Raw genomic sequence first — 20,216 nt, 5'->3', positions numbered from 1 at the left:
AATCAAATGGAAAACGAGAAAACGATGATGAAGATTATTCTGTCTGACGAAATCAAGGCGGTGTGCCCCGATTTCGTGTGTGGCTGCGTCGAGGCGCAGGTGGAGAACACGCCCTACAGCGAGGCGTTGTGGGGCGAAATCGAGGAGCGGGAGGCGCGGTTCAAGGCGTCGCTCACCACCGAGACGCTCAAGGACATCGGCAGCATTGCGGCCACCCGCCGCGTCTACCGGGCCTGCGGCAAGGACCCTTCGCGCTACCGCCCGTCGGGTGAGGCGCTCGTCCGCCGCATCTTGCAGGGCAAGGGGTTGTATCAGGTGAACACGCTGGTGGACATCATCAACCTGGCGAGCATGGTCTCGGGCTACAGCATTGGCGGTTTCGACGCCGACAAGTTCCGTGGCGACACGCTCACGCTGGGCGTCGGCCGCAGGGATGAGCCGTATGAGGGAATCGGGCGGGGCCTCCTCAACATCGAGGGGCTGCCCGTCTACCGCGACGCCGAGGGTGGGGTGGGCACGCCGACGAGCGACCACGAGCGCACGAAGATAGACCTTTCCACCCGCCATCTGCTCGTGCTCGTCAACGGCTACGACGGCGACGGGGCGCAAGTGCAGGCCACCGCCGACTACATCCGCGAGCTTCTGGGCAAGTATGGCGGCTGCGACGGCACCGTCTCCGTGTTTCTTCGTCATGCGAGGGAGGAGTGATGAAGTCATCACTGTTTTTCTTCGTCATGCGGCGGAGGAGTGATGAAGCCGGAGGCTTCACCTCTTTTGTAACCCCCAGTCATGCCGCAGGCTGACTGGGGGATGTGCCCGCCCCTCATCTATCGACCCCGGCGGGGTCGCCCACTGCCGCATGCTCCCTTTGGGCGACCCTTCCAGGGTCGATTTCTCGCCATGCAGACACCCCGAGTCACGCTGCTGTCGCAGCGGTGACCCGGGGTTATCGAGCGGTGAAGCCTCCGGCTTCATCACCTGCGAGGCTGTGACTTACTACTTGTCAGCCAGCAGCCTGTCATGGAAAAACCAACAGCTTGCCATGGAATATCCAGCAGCTCGTCACAGAATATCCAGTAGCCAGTCATGGAAAAACCAACAGCCTGTCATCAAACATCCAGCAGCCCGCCATGGAATATCCATCACCCTGCCATGGCAAATCCATCACCCCGTCAACTTGCCCACCAGGATTCCCCAGACGGCGATGATGTGGCAGATGCTGCCCGCCAGGACGAAGAAATGGAACACGGTGTGCATGTACTTGCGCCTGTTGATGCTGTAGAACACGGCGCCGGTGATGTAGCAGACGCCTTCGGCCACGATCCAGAGGAGGTCGGAGGTGGCCAGGACGGCGGCCAGGGGCTTGAAGGCCACGAGCACACTGAGGCCCATTCCCACGAAGCAGGACGTTTCGAGGTTGCTGTGTTCCTTGAGATTGACGAAGCTCATCACCGTTCCTACGGCGGCGCAGAGCCATACGAAGACGAACAGGCTCCAGCCCCAGAGGCCCTGGTCGCGCAGCGCGACGAGCGTGATGGGCGAATAGCTGCCGGCGATGTGCCAGTAGATGGCGGCGTGGTCCCACCGTCGCAGCCGCTCCTTCCACTTGCTCCAGGCCGAAAGGGCGTGGTAGAAGGTGGAGGCTATGTAGGACATGAGCATGCCGAAGAGATAAAGAATCACGCCTGCGGTGGCCCAGCCGTTGCCGTGGGTGAAGCACATGTAAAGGAAGATGGCTCCGGCCACGACGCCGATGAGGATTCCGCAGGCGTGACTCCAGGCGTTCCACAGTTCTTCGCGATGACTGAAATGTATCCGCTGTTTCATGCGGCCAAAGTTACGGCAAAGAAACGGAAGTGCAAAGAGATGGGGTTCTTTATTTTGCGGCGGGCGTTCAGGCCTCGCGCTGGCGGGTGCCCAGGCGCGCCTCCACCACGTTGACCACGTAGTCGCCCAGTTTCTCGCACTCGCTGATGATGTCCATGTACATCGTTCCGCTGGCATAGGTGTAGCGGTGGTCGTTGACGTCGCTGATATTCTGGGTCTTCAGTTGATTGCGATAGTTGTTGATTTCGTTCTCAATGTTGAACGAGGCGTTGGCGTCGAGGACGTCGCGGCTCTTGACGAACATCACGTTCATGTGCGTCAGGGCGTCGTTGGTGAGTCCGAACATCTGGTGGATGTGCTCATACTGCTCGGCGGTGAAGTCCTCCTTGCCCGCGTGGAGGCGGTTGATGGTGCGCGCCAGGTTGTAGCAGCTGTCGCCTATGCTCTCTATCTCACTGATTTCGCGCAGCATGGCCCTGATTTTGCCTTTCGTCTCGTCGCTCAGATGAGCATTGCTCACCTGATCCAGATACTTGGCAATCTCTATTTCCATGTTGTCGCTGATATTCTCATACTTCTCGATACGGGTGAAGAGTTTGACAAAAGCCGCGTCGTCTTTCGTCACCAGCAGTTCCATCACCATGCCGAACATGCGCTGTATGCGCTCACCGAAGCTGCCGATTTCTTTCTGTGCCTCAAGTACGGAGAGCTCGGGCGTCTTCATGATACCGGTCTGAATGAAACGCAGCCGGAAGTCTTCTTCGTCTTTGTTGGCCTTGGGCTTGATGGCCCAGCACACGAACTTCTCGATCCAGCGGATGAATCCCACCAGGATGCAGGTGTTGGCCACGTTGAACGACGTGTGGAAGGCTGCCAGCACGAAACTCAGCTTGGCCGCGTTGGCCAGGAAACCGGGGGCGTCCTTGGCCATGTCCACGTCGTAGCCCACCCATCCGCACACCATGTTGATGAACGGTTTGAAGATGATGAGCACCCACAGCACGCCGAAAACGTTGAAGAACATGTGGGCCAGGGCAGCCCGGCGAGCTTGCGTGTTGGCCGTCAGCGCGGCCAGGTTGGATGTCACGGTGGTGCCGATGTTCTCACCCATCACCAGCGCGATTCCCTGATAGATGGGCAGCACGCCCGTGGAGCACAGAATCATCGTGATGGCCATGATGGCGGCCGAGCTCTGTACGCACATCGTCAGCACGCTGCCGATGAGCAGGAACACGATGGTGGTGACGAAACTGTTGGGATCGAACGAAGCGAAGAAGTCGAGCACGGGCTGATTGTGGGCCAAGTCCATGTCGATACCGGCCTGGCGCAGCGTGCCCAAGCCCAGAAACATGAAAGAAATGCCGAAGAGGAAATCGCCGATAAGTTTGCGTTTTTTGGAATAGATAAGGATAATACCGATGAAAAAAGCCGGCCAGACGAAATCGGTAATGTTGAAAGAGAAACCGGCGCTCATGATCCAGGCCGTGAAAGTGGTTCCGATGTTGGCCCCCATGATGACCGAAATGGCCTGAACGAGGGTCAACAGGCCTGCGTTGACGAAACTGACGGTCATCACCGTCGTGGCTGTTGACGACTGAACGGCTGCCGTGATGAAGGTTCCTGTGAGAATACCGGTGAAGCGGTTCGTGGTCATGGCGCCCAAAATGTGTCGCAACTGCGGCCCTGCCATCTTCTGGAGACTGTCGCTCATCGACTTCATACCGAACATCAAGAGGGCCAGCGCACCAATAAGTTTAAAAAAAATCCAAATCGACATATTTTTATCTAATTACTAATCAACAAGTCGATAATTATTACTAACTTTACATTCATCTAACTCTATGAGCTTTTAATCGGACAACACGAATGAAACAAGTAATACAAATCTGTTGCAAAAATAACAAAAAAACTCTAAACATAGCGATTGGAAGTTCACTTTCTGACGCTTTCCGGGAATTTAATCTCAATATGCCTTACGGCCCCATCTGTGCCAAGGTGAACAACAAGGTGGAGGGCATGCACTATCGTCTGTACCGGAACAAGACGGTGGAGTTTCTCGACATGCGGTCGGGCTCGGGCTTGCGCAACTACACCCGCACGCTTTTCTTCGTGCTCTGCAAGGCTGTCCATGATCTGTACCGCAGCGCCAAGGTGGTCATCGACATCCCCGTGTCGAACGGCTACTACGTGGACTTGAAGCTCGACCATGCCGTCACCCCGGCCGACGTCGACCGCATCCGCCGGCGCATGCGGCAGATTGTCGACGCCCGCATGCCCGTCCGCCGACATGAGGTGCTGACGGAGGAGGCCCTGGCCATGTTCCGGGAGAAAGGCGACGAGGCGAAGGCGAAGTTGCTCGCCGGCTCCGGCGCGCTCTACACCACCTATTATCAAATCGACGACTACGTGGACTACTTCTACGGGGCATTGCTCACCAACACGTCGCAGCTCTACCTCTTCGGTCTGGAGCCTTATTACGACGGGTTGCTGCTGCGCATTCCCTCGATCGCCGACCCCGGCGTGCTGCCTGAGATGACGCGGCAGGACAAGATGTTCGACATCTTCAAGGAGCACCACGCCTGGCAACGCATCCTCGGACTGCGCACCGTGGGCGACTTCAACGAAGCGGTGGCGGGCGGACATGCCACCGACATCATCAACGTGAGCGAGGCCTTGCAGGAGAAGAAGATTGCTTCCATCGCCGAGCAGATCGCTTCGCGCCCCGAGGTGAAGCTCGTGCTGCTGGCGGGACCGTCCTCTTCGGGCAAGACCACCACGTGCAAGCGGCTCTCCATCCAGCTCCTGGCCTGCGGCGTCAGGCCGTTGCAGATTTCGCTCGACGACTATTTCGTCGACAGGGAGCTGACACCGAAGGACGAAAAGGGCGACTACGACTACGAAAGCATATACGCACTCGACCTGGAACTCATCAACCGCCAGTTCCAGGCCCTCTTCCGCGGCGAGGAGGTGCAGCTCCCGAAGTACAACTTCCAGACGGGACGGAGCGAGAAGGGCGGCCGGCGGCTCCGCATGGCCGACAACAACGTGCTCGTCGTGGAGGGAATCCACGCGCTCAACCCCGAACTGACGGCGCGGATACCCGAGTCGCGGAAGTTCCGGGTCTACGCTTCGGCGCTCACCACCATCCTCCTCGACGACCACAACTACATCCCTACTACCGACAACCGCCTTCTGCGGCGCATCATCCGCGACTATAAGTATCGTGGTGTGGACGCCCGGGAAATCATCCGCCGCTGGCCCAGCGTCCGTGCTGGCGAGAACAAGTGGATCTTCCCCTATCAGGAGAACGCCGACGCCATGTTCAACTCGGCCATGCTCTACGAGTTGGCGGTCATCAAGACGCAGGCCGAGCCGCTGCTCCAGCAGGTTCCGGAGAACTGCGAGGAGTATAGCGAGGCCTATCGGCTGCTCAAGTTCCTGCGCCATTTCAAGCCGTTGCCCTACAAGGACTTGCCGCCCACCAGCCTGTTGCGCGAGTTCCTGGGCGGCAGTTCCTTCAAGTATTAGGGTTTCTGCAAGCCCGGCAAGAGGCATGAGGACCCTTGTTTCCGTCATGCCCATCCTTCAGAATCATTCAATCACTCAATAACCCAATCACAATGAAAAAACTCTTATCATTCTCGCTGGCCCTGGCCTGCGCGGCAACGCTGTTTGCCCAGAACCCGAAACAGGACTTCAAGAACAACCGCGACATGGCGGCCGACAGCTATTGGGCCTATCCCGGACCCACGAAGCAGCTCACCCCCGCGCCCGAAGGCTATACACCTTATTATATAAGCCACTACGGACGCCACGGTTCGCGCTGGCTCATCAACCCGAAAGACTACACCGAGCCGGTCGGCGTGCTGCAGGAGGCCGACAAGGCAGGCAAGCTGACGGCCACGGGCAAGGACGTGCTGCGCAAGATGGAGCTGCTGGCCGACGCGGCGAAGGGCCGTTACGGCGAACTCACGCAGCGTGGAGCCGAGCAGCACAAGGGAATCGCGCTGCGCATGGCCCACAACTTCCCCGAAGTATTCGCCGGTCCGACCAACATCGACGCCAAGAGTACGGTGGTCATCCGCTGCATCCTCTCCATGGAGAACGCCCTGCACCAGCTGCTGCTGGTCAACCCGCAGCTGAACATTGCGCACGACGCCAGCTACCACGACATGTACTACATGAACCTGGAGGACAAGAAGCTGCAGTCCAGGCGGGGGGAGGAGAGCAGGAAGGCGTTCCAGGCCTTCAAGAAGAAGTATGTCAAGCCTGAGCGCGTGATGAACCTACTCTTCAACGACAAGGAGTATTGGAAGAAGAACGTGGACGCCAACAACCTGTTCGGCAAGCTCATCAAGAACGCGGGCAACGTGCAGAGCACCGAACTGCGCCACAGCATCTCGTTGTGGCCGCTCTTCAACGACACCGAAATCTACAACTACTGGAAGACCAACAACGCCTGGTGGTACATCTCCTACGGCGGCAGTCCGCTCAGCGGCGGCATTCAGCCCTTCAGCCAGCGCAACCTGCTGCGCAACATCATCGCGACGGCCGACAGCTGCCTGCGCCTCGACCATCCGGGCGCCACGCTGCGCTACGGCCACGACACGATGGTCATGCCGCTCACCTGCCTCCTCGACCTCGACGGACTGGGCAAGTCGATCGACGATCTCGAAAAAATCGACCAGGAAAAGTGGTGCGACTACAACATCTTCCCCATGGCCTGCAACATCCAGTTCATATTCTATCGCAAGACGGGGACCGACCCCGGCGACCCCGCCGACGTCATCTTCAAGGTGCTGCGCAATGAGAACGAGGCCACGCTGCCCATCGCCACCGACATCGCGCCCTACTATCGCTGGAGCGACTTCAAGGCTTATTTCGAGAAGAAACTCGACAGCTACGACCCCGAAGAGGCTCGCCTGAAGAATTGAAAGCAATCGGACGGGGCGGACAAGCCTGGCTATTCCGGCCGGCCGGCCCGTCCGATTGACTGAAAAAATGCAAGTTTGCGACAGGAAACGCTTGGTGCGCCGGCCGGCCGCGAGTTGTTGCATCCACTACCGCCTTGGCGGTAGTGCGCAGTACACCATGGCCATGCTCCCATGAACCGACCTGACACGGCTTGTTTTACACTCTCTAAAAAGTAAAAAGGAGGAAAAAGGGGTCGTTTTACCCTTTTACCTTTTTACTTTTTTTACCTTTTTACCTTTCATAAAGCTCTTCCGGTTGCCGAATCTGCTTGAAATCGCGCAGGAAGTCGGCGTATTCCGCTACGACGGCGTCAGCAAAACGCCTACCCTTTTCGGCCGTAGCAAGGGCCGGATTGCCGATACCCGTGTCGTCGGGCGATGCCAAATTCCAATGGCGAGGCAACCAAACCTTGCCTTGTCGCAAGGCTTTGACGCCAAACCCGTGGCCTTCGCCCGGGCCGGCTTCGGACAGGTTGACCCACTCGGGATGGTAGTGCATCATCACAGATGTCTCTACTTCGTCGGCATGATCGCCAGGTTGGTCGAAGTATTCGGCCACCGGCGCCATCTTAAACCACTCACCGCAGGCGATGAAGAAGTCGGGATAGACCGTCGAGAGGTCGCGCGTCATATTTCGGAAGTTATTGCCGCCGTGGCCATTGACGATGACCAGTTTGCGAAAACCCTGATGACGGAGCGACGCTACGGTATCGGTGAGAATGGCACGCTGGGTGTCGTAGGAGGCATGAATGCAGAAAGGCAGGTCGCGTTGTCCCGGATTCTGCGAGCCCATGGTGACGGGCGGCATCACCATACATCTGACTCCGTGACGCTCGAAGGCCACGCGGGCGGCGTCGACGGCGATGTCGTGCGACAGAATACAGTCGGTCAGATAAGGCAGATGCAGGTTGTGAGGCTCTGTGGCACCCCACGGCAGCAGCACGATATCGTAGCTGTGCTGCCGGGTAATGCCATAGTTGGCCATGATTAAATCATATTCCGGTTGTTCCATCCGATGGGTTTCGTTTAGAACTTTTCAAGTATTTCATTACACAACGTAAACGACTTGATCATCATGCGTGGGATATGGAAAGGCCCTTTAAAGAGGTTTCCCTTGGCCGGTTGGGCCACCGTGCCGTCGCGATGCAGGTATCCGTACCACTCACCATACTCCTTATCGGGGAAATGAGCGTATGTCCACTCGCTGATTTGGCGGTGACGATAGAGGTATTCTTCGTCGCCCGTGCCCAGATAAGCGTAGAGCGAGGCGATGATGGTCTCACTCTGCGGCCACCAGAATTTCATATCCTGCGAGTAATCCTGTGGAGGCAGGTTGCGACAGTCGCGGAAATTGATGATGCCTCCGTACTCTTTGTCCCATCCCCAGTCCCATGACCAGTTGAAAATGGTGAGGGCCGTGTCCATCAAGTCTTTGTCCCAGTTGCGCTGGCGCGCCTCTTCCATGAGGAACCAGCTGGTCTCGATGCAATGACCGGGGTTGATAACGCGGGTCATATTGGTATCGACGAACTCGCCGTTAGGACCTACGCATTCGAGCAAAGCCTTGAATTCGGGGTGCATGAAGTAGCGACGCAACTTGTCGATAGAGTCGTTGATCTGCAGCGTTAGTTTGGGATTGTCCACCACGGCGCGCAAACGGCTGCCCACATTGATGAGAATCATGATGATGGAGTGGCTCTGCAACTGCACCTCCGGCTCGAACTTGGGGGCCAGGAAGCCCGGTGTGGCCAAGAAACGCTGGGTATCTTCGAACACCTGCATGGCCCTTTCGGCATAGTGCATGTCGCCCGTGGCCAGCGCATATTCCGACATGGCGATGGCGGCGAAGGTCTCGCTGAAGACATAGCGACGCTTGCGCAGGGGGCGTCCGTCGGCCGTTACGGAGAAATACATGTGTCCGTCGTTGTCGAAACAATACTTTTCGATGAAGTCGATGGTGGACTTGGCGGCCTGAAGCCATGCCTCGTTCTTCTCTACATTGTTGTAGGCGTAGGCGCAGACGAAGGCGAATCGTCCCTGAAACCACACCGACTTGGTGGTGTCCATGAGCGTTCCGTCGCGATTGACGCAGGTGTAGACGCCTCCATGCTCACGGTCGAGGCCGTTCTTCATCCAGAACGGCATGATGTTCTGGGTCAGGTCGTCCTTGTAGGAGGCCGCCCAATTGCTGATATATGCTCTTGTATCAATCATAACACTTGTCTTTAGAATTGGTTGCAGCGGTCGAAGAAGTGAATGCTTTCCAGCTCGGCTTTCATGCATTGCTCCTCTTCTTCGGTCATATTTTGGAACGGTACGCGGTTGGGACCCAAGTCGAAGCCGATCAATTTCATGATGCGCTTGCCGCCGACGATGTTCCCCCGGAAGTGGCAGATGACGTTGATGACCTCCTGCGCGAAGTTCTGGTGGTCTCGGGCGGCCTCTATGTCGCCGCGTTTCCAGGCTTCCATGATGGCCACAAGCTCACGGCCGTTGTAGTTGGTGGTGCCTCCGATACCGCCCTGGGCACCTCCTTGCGCCAGCGAAGGCAAGATTGTCTCGTCTTGTCCGTGCAGCATGTCGTACTTGCCGTTGGCATAGAGGCGGCACTGGTTGTACTCATACAGGCTCTCGAAGGTGTATTTGATACCCGCGAAGTTGGGTATGCGGCCGTCGACAGCCTTCAACAGGTCGAGCATGGGCAGGAAAGCGCCGTTGAAAGCGGGGATGTGGTAGTAGTAGAAGGGCAACTCGGGCGCGGCTGCGGCAATCTGTTCGCAGTATTTCACGAGTTCTTCGATGCGACCAATCTTCGGGAACGGAGGTGCCATCGAACCGATACCCCACGCTCCGATCTGCTGGGCGTGGCGGGCCAATTCGACACTTTCGCGCAGACAACAGCTGCCCACGTGTACGATTACCTTGAAACCGGCGGGCACACAGCTCACCCATTTCTCGGCCAGAGCTTTGCGTTCGTCGGTCGTCAGCATGTAGCCTTCGCCCGAAGAACCATTGATGAATACGCCTTTGAGCCCGTTCTTCTGCAACATGGCCGCGTAGGCGGGGATAGGTTCGAGGTTGACGTCTCCGTTGGCGTGGAACGGTGTGAACGGCGCGTCTATGAGTCCGATAATCTTTTCCATAATGTTTATCGTTTAAAAGTTGTATGCGAGTTAGTCCATATTGTCCGTTTTGGGCTTCAGGAAGGTCAGCTGAACGACCAAGGCCAGGGCGACGATGCCGCCGAGGAGGGCGAATCCCGCGCCCAGACTGCCGCCGTCGGCCCACTTTCCGAACACTTGCGTGACGGCGGCGCCGGCAAATACGCCCGTCATGTTCATGATTCCGTAGGCCGTGGCCCTGTATTTGGAGGAGATGAACTGGCAGAGGATGGGCATGTTGTTGGCGTCGAACATGCCGAAGCCTATGCCGAAGAGCAGTCCCGCGCCCACGATGGCCGGCAGACTGTGGCCGTAGCCCAGCAGCACGAGGGCCGGAATGGTGAGGCCCAGGCCGATGGCACTGGTGTAGACGCGGCCCTTGAGGTTGTGCCGCACCCACTTGTCGGACAGGTAACCGCCGAAGATGACGCCGATGAACGACGAGGCGGCGATGGTGATTGTGGAGAGCGGACCGGCACTTTCCATGGGTATGCCCAGGTTGCTGGCGAACAACGTCGGCAGCCAGTTCTTCGTTGCCCATCCCGGAAGGCTGGGAACGGCGAAGAAGAAGAGGATGGTCCAGAACGCCCAGTTGGACAATACGACGCCGAAGCTCTGCAGCAGTCCGCCCGCCCCGGGCTTTTGATCTTGCGTGGAGGGCTTCGCGGCGTGGCCGGCCTTCTCATGCAGCAGGGCTATCAGCACCAGAGAGTAGGCTATTCCGATGATACCGAACCAGTGGAAGGTGGTCTTCCACGAGAGCATGGCGGCCACCACGGCCCCGAAGCCGCCTACGGCCTGGCCCACGTAGATACCCGTCATGTGAATGCCGATGGCCAGTGAGCGGCTCTTGCCTTCGTGCCAGTCGGCCAGGAGCGACAGGGCCGAGGGGATGTAGAGGGCTTCGCTCACGCCCATGATCCCACGCAGGTAATACAGTTGGTCGAAGCTGGTGGCGAAACCCATGGCCAGCGTGACGGCCGACCACACGAAGAGGCTGCCGATGACGAGCCACTTGCGGCTCACGCGGTCGGCCACGAGGCCGGCGAAGGGCGACACCAGTCCGTAGATCCACAGGAATACGGCCATCAGCGCGCCGAAAGCCTCGGCTTGATTCAGTTCTTGGATGTCGGCCTTCATGGACTCCTGCATCGTCGAAAGCATTTGGCGGTCCATGTAGTTGAGCAGGGCTACGATCCACAAGAGGGCCACGACGAGCCAGGGATATGATTTCTTGTCAATCAGTTTCATAGAGATTTAGCGGTTGAAGTTGAGTCGATAGATTTCGGGGGTGCGTATACCGGGCTTCAGTTCGCCGCCGATGATGTAGACGGCGTTGCCTTGCTTGGCCAGCGCAGCACCGGCGCGCGCCCCCACTTGGTTCCTGCCGGCGATGTGCCAGCGGCCCTCTTGGAAGATGCAGATGTAGGGATTGAACCGATACCACTCCACGGCGTGCGTCATGTAGCCGGGCTTGGGGTTGTTCACCGCGTCGAGAAAGACGTCCTTGTTCACCCCTCCGACGATGACGATGGCGTCTTCCGACAGGTTCAGGGCTGCCGCCCCGCCGAGATAGATTTCCGTGCCGACGGTGTCGGTGGGCGGCGGCAGCGTGGCGGAAGGGTTGCCGAAGCTCCGTCCCGGCATGTTGAGTCGGCTCAGCCGCTCCGCCGTCTTGGCGGTGCAGCCGCCCCACAGGCAGAACGTTCCGTCGATACTGCCGCTGACGGGCTGGCCCAGTTTCTCGTCATGGTGGGCCGGCGCTTCGCTCCATCCTTGTTCGGGCCGGGCCAGGTCGAGTGTGTAGAGGCGGTGCCCGTCGCTCACCGTCGCCGTGTTGGCGCAGCGGCAACCCGTGAAGTTGTCCATGGCCACCGGCAGGGCGGGGTATGGTGTGACGACGGCCCGGCCGTCTTCGAGGCTGATTTTGTAGGCTTCGGCAAAGCTCCGGTCGGCATTGTTGCCGCCCACGCAGAGGATTCCGTCCTCCAGTTGAATGCTGACGCCGTAGGCACAGGGCTGCGGCAAGCGGCCTACAAGCCTCCAGTCGAGCTGATTGTTGTCCGTGACTTCTGCGGCATAGATACCTTGGTAGTAGCGTTTCCTGCCACCTTCGGCCGCCGGCGTGTCGGGGAAGTTGCAGCCGCCGGCCATCACCAGGCTGTTGCCGGCGGTTCCGGCAAAGCATGCTGATACTCCTTTTTCAATGCCGGGTTCGTTCGTCGGGAAGCCGAAGACCCGCTCGATGGTCTGCAGTTGCCAGGCCCCGGCGAACGCCTGCGGCCCGTTTGTGAATTCATTCATGACGATACAGATAAATAGAATTAACTTGATATGCTTCATGGGGCTATCTCCTTGACGAATGTGCTGCACGGAAGTCCGGCCGCATTGACAAGGTTGGCGCGCGAATAGGGCTGCCAGCCGTAGCGCACGAAGGCGGGACGGGCCACCTGCGGACTGCTCAGTGTCACGTCGTTCCCCGTCACGCGCGCCGCTGCCGCATGGTAGACGCCGTCTTCTCCGGCCACTTCAAAACCGATGAGACTTGTGCCTTGCGCCTTCAGACCGACGGCGTTGTCGAACGAGAGCCGCACTTCCCGACCTTCGCCGACGGCTTTCGTGCAGGTGGGACTTTCACAAATGAGCGCGTGTCCGTAGACATGGCCGAGGGCCTGGCGGGCCAACCGCTCGCCCACGGGCCGCTTGTTGCGGTAGTGGACGTCGAGTGAGTCGCCCATGTCCATCGACACCGTCATCCACGTATGGGGCATTTCGACGGCCAAGCGGCGTTGCGAATTGCGGAACTCGGGCCACGACGGGCGGTTGAGACCTGACAACTGAACAAAGAGGAAAGGCATGTCGGGCTGGTGGAAGAAGCCCCGCCAGCTCTTTTGGAGCAGGCGGAAGAGGCGTTCGTGCAGCTCCATGTTGTGCGCGTTGGACTCCCCTTGGTACCAGGCCACGCCCTTGACGTCATAGCCCCGCAGCGGAAGCATGCCCGCCTCGAACATGTATGCGGGTTCATAGGGGTGGCGTTGGATGGCGAAGGAGTCGGCGTTGGCGATGTTGAGCAAGGCCCGTCCGCGTGCCCACGCCTGTCCGAAGTCGCTGTCGTACCAGTCGCGGAGGATGACGGGGAAGTCCCATTCGAGCGTCCGGCGGTCTATCCACGACTCGGTGGTGGTGCCACCCACGGCATTGCAAATGATACCGACGGGTATGCGCAGGCTGTCGGCCAGCGTGCGGCCGAAGTGATAGGCGATGGAAGAGAAGCCCTCGACGCTCTCCCGGTCGGCTTTCCGCCACGGACCGAGCTGCAGGAGCTTCAACCGATTGACCGAATCGAGCGTCTCCCGCGGCCATTCCACGGCGTCGGTGGGGTACAGCGTGGGCATGTTGAACAGGCGCAGGCGCTGCTGCCGGCCCGCCTGGGCCAGGTCGTCGTCGGCACTTGTCGTGGCACGGACGGGCAGCTCCATGTTCGACTGGCCCGAACAGAGCCATACTTCACCTATATATATGTCGCGAATGTTGCGCTTTTTGCTTTTCGTGGCTATCCGGGCTTCGTAGGGGCCGCCCGCCTTCATGGCCGGAAAGGCCGTCTCCCATCGGCCGTCAGGGCCGGTCGTGGCGGTCTGTCGGCGGCCGTTGAAGGCCACGTCGACCTTCTCTCCGGCGTTGGCCGTGCCGCGGAAGACGAGCGGTTGACGGCGTTGCATCACCATGCCGTCACCATATAGGGGCGGCAGACGCAGTCCGCCGTAATCGCCGGTGATGGCGGCATACACCGTTTGGGCGATGATTCCGGCGCCTTCGGCATTGGGATGGATGGCGTCGGCAAACAAGTCGGGCCGTTCATACAAAGGGGTGTGCAGGTCGATGAGGCCCGTTGCGTTGGTGCGGGCTATCCTTTGGATGTGCCGTTGGATGGCGGCATGCCAGTCGCGGGTGCCGCTTTGGAAGCGCAGATGGCGGTCGAAGATGGGCGACATCAGGCAAATCCATATCTTGGCGTTGGGGTTTGCCGCCCTGAAACTGCCGATGAGCTGCTGATAATCCTTGTCGAAGAGGCTGTTGTAGTTGGGCCAGTTGCGCGGGTCGGTGTCGTTCAGCCCCAGGTGGATGACCACGAGGTCGGCCTTGAAGGCCAGCGCGTCGCGGTATTCCGTCTGCTCGCGGTAGGGCCAGTGGCCCTGGTTGAGGAGCGTGGTGCCCGAGTGGCCGAAGTTCTTCACTTCATAGCCGGCCCCCAGCCGCTGCTGCAAGACGGAGGGATAGCACTTCCGTTCCCGGTCGGGAATGCCGTAGCCGTAGGTCACGCTGTTGCCGACGCAGGCCACTTTGATTTTTCCGGCCGCCTGACCGAGGGCTGACATGAACAAAAGATAGGTGAAGAGAACAAGATGTTTCATTTCTTTTTGGCTCAAACTGATAGAGGTTTAGGTTCTGATATGCCAACTTTTGCAAATATAATACAAAGCAATTGAAGTAACAAAATGTTTTAGATAAAACAAGATATTTAATTAAATATTTTAATAATACAAGCTTTGGTAAGCTGAAAAGGTGAAAAACTCAAGCCTGAAAGGTGGTTTTATTTAGATAAATGGCCCCTTTGTGGGGAGGAAGGGCACATCGCGCGCGGCACGGCGCGTGGCTGTCGAAAGTGTCGTTGCGGGCCCGTCGTGCGCGGCCGTCGGCCGATGCTTCTGCAAGGGCGATGCTTTGGCGTTGCCGGAGCTGCCCTTTGAGCTTGTAAAAGCTGTGCTTTCAGCGTGCAATCGCTATGCTTTTACACGCTGAAAGGGCTGCTTTTGAAAAGAAGAGGAGGGCTCAGCGTTTGCGCCAGTCGTCCTGCACATAGCTGGCAGGGTAGGAGGAGCGGTTGACGACTGTGCCGTCGATCTGCCGAATGTAGGTGTCGAAGGCACGCCGGCCCTCCTTCAGGATGATGATTCGGGCACCGGGTGTCAGGTGGTTGTACTCGGTATTGCCGCCGCCGAAGCGTCCGTAGGCCAGCAGAATGCCGTGCCACATGACGGAATAGTCGTTGTCGTGGTCGTGACCCGCGAACATGCCCATCACGTCGCCGCCCTCATACATGGCCGCGAACATGCCCGAGTTGAACCGTGGCGAGCAGCAGGCCTCCTGACGGGTGCCCGTCAGGATGGCGTTCTCGTCTCTCACGGCGTCGTGGTATTCGGGCAGTGGGATGTGGAAGAAGGCCAGGGCCGGAATCGGCAGCCCGCCGTTGGCCGCCTTGATGGCCCGGGCCTGGCTGCGATACCAGGCCACCTGGTCGAAGGTGAACCAGGCGTAGCCGTCGGTCTTGTAGCCCTTGGGCGCGTAGGCGTGCGAGTCCATGCAGTAGAGGTTGGCCGCCACACGGCTGCCGTCGTGCGACCGCACGGGCAACACGAAGTCGAGTTCCTGCCCGGCGGCGACGGGTGGCATGGCGCAGCCCTTCACCTCTCGGGCGATGTCGTAGAGCTGGCGGTTGGAAAGCCCCTGTTCGTAGTCGTGGTTGCCGAACTCATAGACCCACGGAATGTTGTGGGCGGCCAGCCGTTCCAGCACTTTGAGCAACGTGGCCTTGGCCGGCGACGAGTAGATGATGTCGCCCGTCAGCACCACCAGGTCGGGGCGTTCGCCCACCAGCGCGTTGTCGATGTTCTGCAAGGCCGGGGCCGACTTGGGGTTGTCGAGCTGATAGTGGAGGTCGGTGAGCTGCACGATCTTGAAAGTGCCGTCGGCACGGAACCGCAGTTCCTGTGCCGAGGCATTCCAACAAACAACGAAGAAGGCCACGAGGGCCAGTATTTTTCTCATAGGTGATGATTGATGGTTTATTTTCTGATGAATTGTCCTTCGAGGTCTACGTCGACGCTCTCGAAGGGGTGGAGGATTTGGTCGAGCAGGAGGGCATAGGCACCCCTGGTTATGGGCCCTTCGGTCGGAGACAAGCTGTATCGGCGGAGGCAGTCGGCCGTCAGCCGCTCGATGGGGGCGGAGAGACGGAGTCGCTTTTCCTTGGCGATGCGGCCGAGCAAGGCCCGTAATTCTTGGATGAAAACGGGCTTGTCACCGTCGAACCGTTCCGTCAGGCCATAGAAGTCGCCGAGCGGTTGCAGGTCGCGGCGGCGCAACAGGCTGTCGGCTTGCAGCCAACACTCGTTCTGCCAGTCCACATGGCGGCCCACGCCGTGGAGCAGTCCCGTCGCACCGATGCGCTGGTAAGGGCGGAAGCGCGGGTCGTCTTTCGGCACGTCGAGGAAGGGCAGCAGGTAGTTGCCCGTGCGGAGCAGTTGCGTCTGCACCGCCCTGACCGACAGCCGCTGGGGCAGTGTCCGCCCGCGAACGGCCATGGCAGCCAGCGTTCCGGCCACCTGGCCGATCTGCATGACCACGGGTTGCAGCCGCGAGGTGCCGTTGACGAGGTTGGTCACCGATATCGCCTTCTCGGCCAGCAGCAGACGAGGCTCGCCTTTGGGGAAGAACACGCCCATGGGGAGGCCCCACGAGGGGATGGAAGGCAGGTGGAGACTGTCCACGGGCCGCTCGTTGTGGTGCTGGTCGACGGGATAGTCGCCCACGCCCACGGCCGTTCGGTAGAGCGGCGAGGGGCGCCCGTAGGGGTCGAGGATGTCGTTCAGCGTGAAGAGAATCCGACCGTCGAAGCGTCGTCCCTCCCTGTAGTAGGGCATGAAGGGCAGCCGGTCGGGCGTGGGAAACTCGTCGTCGGCCAGGTCGAGGCGGTCGAAGCCCAGCTCGTGTTGCATGAAATAGAGGAAGCGCAGGCTCTTCCGCTTGGCCTGTCGGTGCAGGCTGTCGCGCTCGGCGGGGCTGCATTCGATGTCGTTCAGGTAGATGTCGTTGCCCCACATGGGCCAGTTGATCATGTATTTGCCGTTGGGCAGCCGGCCGTAGTTCAACATCATCTCCTTCGACCACGGCTTTTGGGGCAGCACGGAGTCGTTGTAGGCGCAGACGCAGCAGTTGCGGAACTCCATCGGCGTGTAGCCTTCGGGGCGCGCCGTCGGCCTCGGCTCGGCATATTCCTTGAGCGTCATGGCGTAGGTGATGTCCTGGATGAGGTTCTGCCGCTGCGTGAGGGCCATGGGTTCGTGGGTGTCCCGGCGGGCGTCGAGGCCCACGTGGTAGGTCAGTCCGGCCGCCTTGGCCACGTCGCCCAGCTCGGTGGCGTCGACGACGTAGCGCGCTTTCACCCGTGTTCGCCTGCCGTGGCGCGTGAGCGTCAGCTGCCAGCCGTCCTTCAGCCGCTTCAGTGCGGTCCATTCGGTCTCGGGCAGGTAGGTGAGCAACCGTTTTTCGCCCTCCACCCACTGCCGGAAGATGGCGTTGCCGACCGACGGCTCGAACTGGATCAGGCTGACCCAGCCCGTGCGCAGGGCCTCCGCCGAACCGTAATGGCGAATCAGCGCCTGTTGGAAGTCACCCCACATGCCGCTCGGCAGATGGTAGTTGCCGTCGGTGGCGCTCACCCCCGCCGCCGTCAGCATGCCGCCCAGCCAGGGCGTCCGCTCCACCAGCAGCGTGCGGCTGCCCAGGCGTGCGCTCTGTACGGCGGCGCAAACGCCGCTCGTGCCGCCCCCCACCACCAGCACGTCGTAGGTCTTGACGTCGGCCGGAGCGGCGTGGGCGGTCAGTCCCAGGAGCAGTAAAAGGAAGAAAAAGAACCGTCGCATCGTTTATTTCAGGCTGTTCAGGTATTTGTCTATGCCCGCTTTCAGGGCGTTCCAGTAGTTGAATTGGCGGATGTGGACCATGTCGAAGACGAAGTAACCGTCGCCGGCGTTGATGCAGGCGTCGACCGAATTGGTGACGGCCGTGGCTTGGTTGCCGCCCGGAAAGCCGTCGGGGTTGCCCACGTCGGGGCCTCCCGCAAACTTCACGTCGCCCTTCAACTTCTTGGCGGCTTGCGTGCAGAAGCCTTGCATGGTCCATTCGGTGGTGCCGTAGACCGACGAGGCCCCCGCATAACAGCCCAGAAGAAGCACGTCGAGCTTGTTGGCGAAGCCGTATTTGTGGTAGTCTGTGTTGGCCCAGGCTGGGTAGTCGACCGACGGGTCGTAGTCGCGGCTGGCCCAGTTGACGCCCGAATGGTAGTAGTCGGCGTACCAGGCACCCACGTAGGCGCCCACTTTCACGTCGCTGTTGACGCTCCGCACGCGCGCCACCACCTTGCCCATGAAGTCGTAGATGGTCTTGGCGCGGAAGGCAAGCCAGTCCTTGAAGTAGGCAGGTTGGCCCGCGTAGCCCTCCGAACCGGCCTTGGCCACGTCTTGGGGGAAGGCGAACGACGTGACACCCTTGGCCTTCATGTAGGCCTGGAACTTCGTCTTGGCGTCGTCGGAGAAGTCGGCCTGCAGGTTGTCGTAGCGGCAACGGTCGAGAATGATGGCGTCGAGGTCGTAGCGGGCCAGGTCGCCGATGAGGTCGAGGAGGTAGGCCTGCACGTCGTCGTTGCACGGATTGAGGAAGCGCGTGGCGTAGTAGTTGCCCGCGTCGACCGGTAGGTCCATGCCGTTGGTCAGCCCCGAGCCGAGATAGTAGGTCGAGGCCCAGCCCTTCTTGCCGCTTTCACGGAAGAGCATGCCCTGTCCGCCGAGGCCGTAGGGGTTCATCGAGCCGCCCACGAAGGTGTTCATGGCCGCGTCTACACGCAGTCCCAGCTCGTGACCGATGTCGATGAAGGCTTGCAGATAGTCCCAGTCGGCCGTTCGTTTGTAGTATTTGTAGGCGGAACCTTCCCAGTAGTCGAGTTGTTCCACGGCGTGGCCGGCGGCGCTCTTGAAGAGAATGTCGCCCGTGTAGGGGCGGACGTCGACCACGATGTGGGTGAATCCCGCTTCCTTCGCCTTCTTCAGGTCTTCCCGAATGTTCTCCTTGCTGTTGGCGAAGCGGCTGAAGTTGGCCGGCGCGTCTATCCAGATGTAGCGGGGTTTGGCCGCTTTATGGACGGTTTCGCCGCCCGGCGTGGGGGTGGGAGGTGTCGTTCCGCCGTTGTCGGGCTTGTCGCCCGAGCCGCAGGAACTGAACAAAAGCAGTGAACTGAGCAGTAGTGTCTGAATCATGGATAGCATATTCATATAAAAAAGGAGGCAAAGGGGAGAACGACCGGCTCATGCGGCCACCCTCCCCAGGTTACAGAAGAAACTTATCATTTGATGAAACAGGCGTCGATGACGGCGCGTTCTTTCTTGTCGCTCGGCTTGATGGTCTGCTTGCCGTTGATGAGCATGCAGCTCGAACCGCCCCCGTCGAGGTTGAGCGCTTCGGTGCAGCCGATGGCTTTCAGCATGTCGGCCACCTGCGCGGTGGTCATTCCCAGGACGTCGGGCGTCATCCGGCGACCTTCGCACACGAAGAACACGAGGCGTTTCTTGGCCGCGTCGTAGCCGATGGCCGTGCGGGGCTGGGCCGAGTTGGCCGCCACGTCGAGCAGTTCGTCGGCCCACGTGTTCATCACCTTGCCCTCATGGAGCAGCACGCTGACGCCGCCAATGCCGTAGACGGCCGTCCCGTCGTTCATGACGGTGCCCTTCGAGGGCGAGTTGGCGTCGGGGGCAGTCGTCTCGGGCTTGGTTTTGTCAATCTTCTTGCAGGCCGAGTAGCTGTAGTCCTTGCCGTCGCTGGCGTAGTAAGTCCACGTGGCGTGGAACTCACCGGCCTTGTCCTGGTAGAAGAAACCTATCGTAGGATACCAGAAGTCGGTCCAGTTCTCCGACCAATAGTTCTGGTTCGGACTGAGCATGGAGCCTTCGCTGTAGCACGAACTCTGCGAGTAGTAGAAGCCACCGGACTCAAAGAAGAGGCCACCGTTGATGACAACGACCGGTGATTCGTAGTTGTTGTAGAACTCGGTGGGCGTGAACAGCTTCTCATTACCGTTGGCGCCGGCCTTCTTGCTCCAGTGAATGTCGTTGCTGACGCTGAACTTTGCCTTGTCGGTTCCCAGCTCGGCAATGGCGATGAAGGCCACGGCGGGCTTGTCGTCGGGCGTCTTCACGGCCTTGTACACGTTGATGTAGGCCGGCAACCGGCCGTAGTCGGCGTTCACGTTGGTCCACCCCAGGCGGGTGATGTCGGTGTTCTCCTCGGGCTGTAGGCCCTTGTCCCACTTCCAGTTGGCGATGGTGTCCTCATGATCGTCGCTGTTGCAGGCCGTGAGAACGGAGAGCCCGAGCAGCAAGAGGAGCACCGGAATATGGCAATGAAGTCTTTTCATACGTTTCAT

15 protein-coding genes are annotated in these 20,216 nt (G+C 59.7%); 3 read left to right on the top strand and 12 right to left on the bottom strand.

Translation table 11 applies throughout. From position 1 onward, the window contains the following. Positions 1-27: 27 nt before the first annotated feature. A complete protein-coding gene (locus K334_RS0106100) occupies positions 28-708 on the top strand; it encodes a B3/B4 domain-containing protein (protein WP_027444681.1) in 681 nt (226 codons plus the stop codon). A gap of 456 nt (positions 709-1,164) precedes the next feature. Here K334_RS0106100 and trhA read toward each other — a convergent pair whose 3' ends face one another. Together trhA and K334_RS0106090 are read right to left on the bottom strand one after the other, a co-directional pair. After that, positions 1,165-1,827 (bottom strand): PAQR family membrane homeostasis protein TrhA, encoded by a 663-nt coding sequence (trhA, locus tag K334_RS0106095; protein WP_021589656.1) that lies wholly within the window; start codon positions 1,825-1,827, stop codon positions 1,165-1,167. Between the two features lie 67 nt (positions 1,828-1,894). Continuing rightward, positions 1,895-3,604: a Na/Pi cotransporter family protein gene (locus K334_RS0106090; RefSeq protein WP_021589642.1), complete on the bottom strand. Its 1,710-nt coding sequence runs from the start codon at positions 3,602-3,604 to the stop codon at positions 1,895-1,897. An 89-nt stretch (positions 3,605-3,693) separates the two neighbouring features. Between K334_RS0106090 and K334_RS0106085 the strand changes: the two genes are divergently transcribed. Both K334_RS0106085 and K334_RS0106080 read left to right on the top strand, forming a co-directional pair. Then, positions 3,694-5,355 (top strand): nucleoside kinase, encoded by a 1,662-nt coding sequence (locus tag K334_RS0106085; protein ID WP_025880985.1) that lies wholly within the window; start codon positions 3,694-3,696, stop codon positions 5,353-5,355. Between the two features lie 92 nt (positions 5,356-5,447). After that, positions 5,448-6,761, top strand: a complete 1,314-nt coding sequence (locus K334_RS0106080; RefSeq protein ID WP_027444680.1) for a histidine acid phosphatase — start codon at positions 5,448-5,450, stop codon at positions 6,759-6,761. Positions 6,762-7,032: 271 nt separating this feature from the next. Here K334_RS0106080 and K334_RS0106075 read toward each other — a convergent pair whose 3' ends face one another. The 10 genes from K334_RS0106075 to K334_RS0106030 form a co-directional block, all read right to left on the bottom strand. Further along, positions 7,033-7,812, bottom strand: coding sequence for a creatininase family protein (locus K334_RS0106075; RefSeq protein WP_025880989.1), 780 nt, complete (start codon positions 7,810-7,812; stop codon positions 7,033-7,035). 14 nt (positions 7,813-7,826) lie between these two features. Beyond that, positions 7,827-9,014, bottom strand: coding sequence for an AGE family epimerase/isomerase (locus K334_RS0106070; protein WP_404828090.1), 1,188 nt, complete (start codon positions 9,012-9,014; stop codon positions 7,827-7,829). An 11-nt stretch (positions 9,015-9,025) separates the two neighbouring features. After that, positions 9,026-9,943, bottom strand: coding sequence for a dihydrodipicolinate synthase family protein (locus tag K334_RS0106065; RefSeq protein WP_025880990.1), 918 nt, complete (start codon positions 9,941-9,943; stop codon positions 9,026-9,028). A 30-nt stretch (positions 9,944-9,973) separates the two neighbouring features. After that, positions 9,974-11,212 carry an MFS transporter gene (locus K334_RS0106060; RefSeq protein ID WP_027444678.1) on the bottom strand — a complete coding sequence of 413 codons (1,239 nt, stop codon included), beginning with the start codon at positions 11,210-11,212 and terminating at the stop codon, positions 9,974-9,976. A 6-nt stretch (positions 11,213-11,218) separates the two neighbouring features. After that, complete coding sequence (locus K334_RS0106055; RefSeq protein WP_025880991.1) at positions 11,219-12,265, bottom strand: hypothetical protein; 1,047 nt, start codon at positions 12,263-12,265, stop codon at positions 11,219-11,221. A gap of 35 nt (positions 12,266-12,300) precedes the next feature. After that, positions 12,301-14,373 (bottom strand): GDSL-type esterase/lipase family protein, encoded by a 2,073-nt coding sequence (locus tag K334_RS0106050; RefSeq protein WP_025880992.1) that lies wholly within the window; start codon positions 14,371-14,373, stop codon positions 12,301-12,303. A 418-nt stretch (positions 14,374-14,791) separates the two neighbouring features. Further along, a complete protein-coding gene (locus tag K334_RS0106045; protein ID WP_027444676.1) occupies positions 14,792-15,787 on the bottom strand; it encodes a metallophosphoesterase family protein in 996 nt (331 codons plus the stop codon). A gap of 17 nt (positions 15,788-15,804) precedes the next feature. Continuing rightward, on the bottom strand, positions 15,805-17,664 hold the full coding sequence (locus K334_RS0106040) for an FAD-dependent oxidoreductase (protein WP_027444675.1): 1,860 nt from the start codon (positions 17,662-17,664) through the stop codon (positions 15,805-15,807). Positions 17,665-17,667: 3 nt separating this feature from the next. Then, positions 17,668-19,062, bottom strand: a complete 1,395-nt coding sequence (locus K334_RS0106035; protein WP_373277792.1) for an alpha amylase family protein — start codon at positions 19,060-19,062, stop codon at positions 17,668-17,670. Between the two features lie 77 nt (positions 19,063-19,139). After that, entirely contained in the window at positions 19,140-20,207 is a 1,068-nt protein-coding gene (locus K334_RS0106030; protein WP_027444674.1) for a phosphodiester glycosidase family protein, read from the bottom strand. Positions 20,208-20,216 lie beyond the last annotated feature (9 nt).

The organism is Segatella baroniae DSM 16972 = JCM 13447 (assembly GCF_000426585.1).
GTDB lineage: Bacteria > Bacteroidota > Bacteroidia > Bacteroidales > Bacteroidaceae > Prevotella > Prevotella baroniae.
Note: the sequence above shows the minus strand (reverse complement) of the source record. Positions and strands in the feature narration are given on the sequence as shown.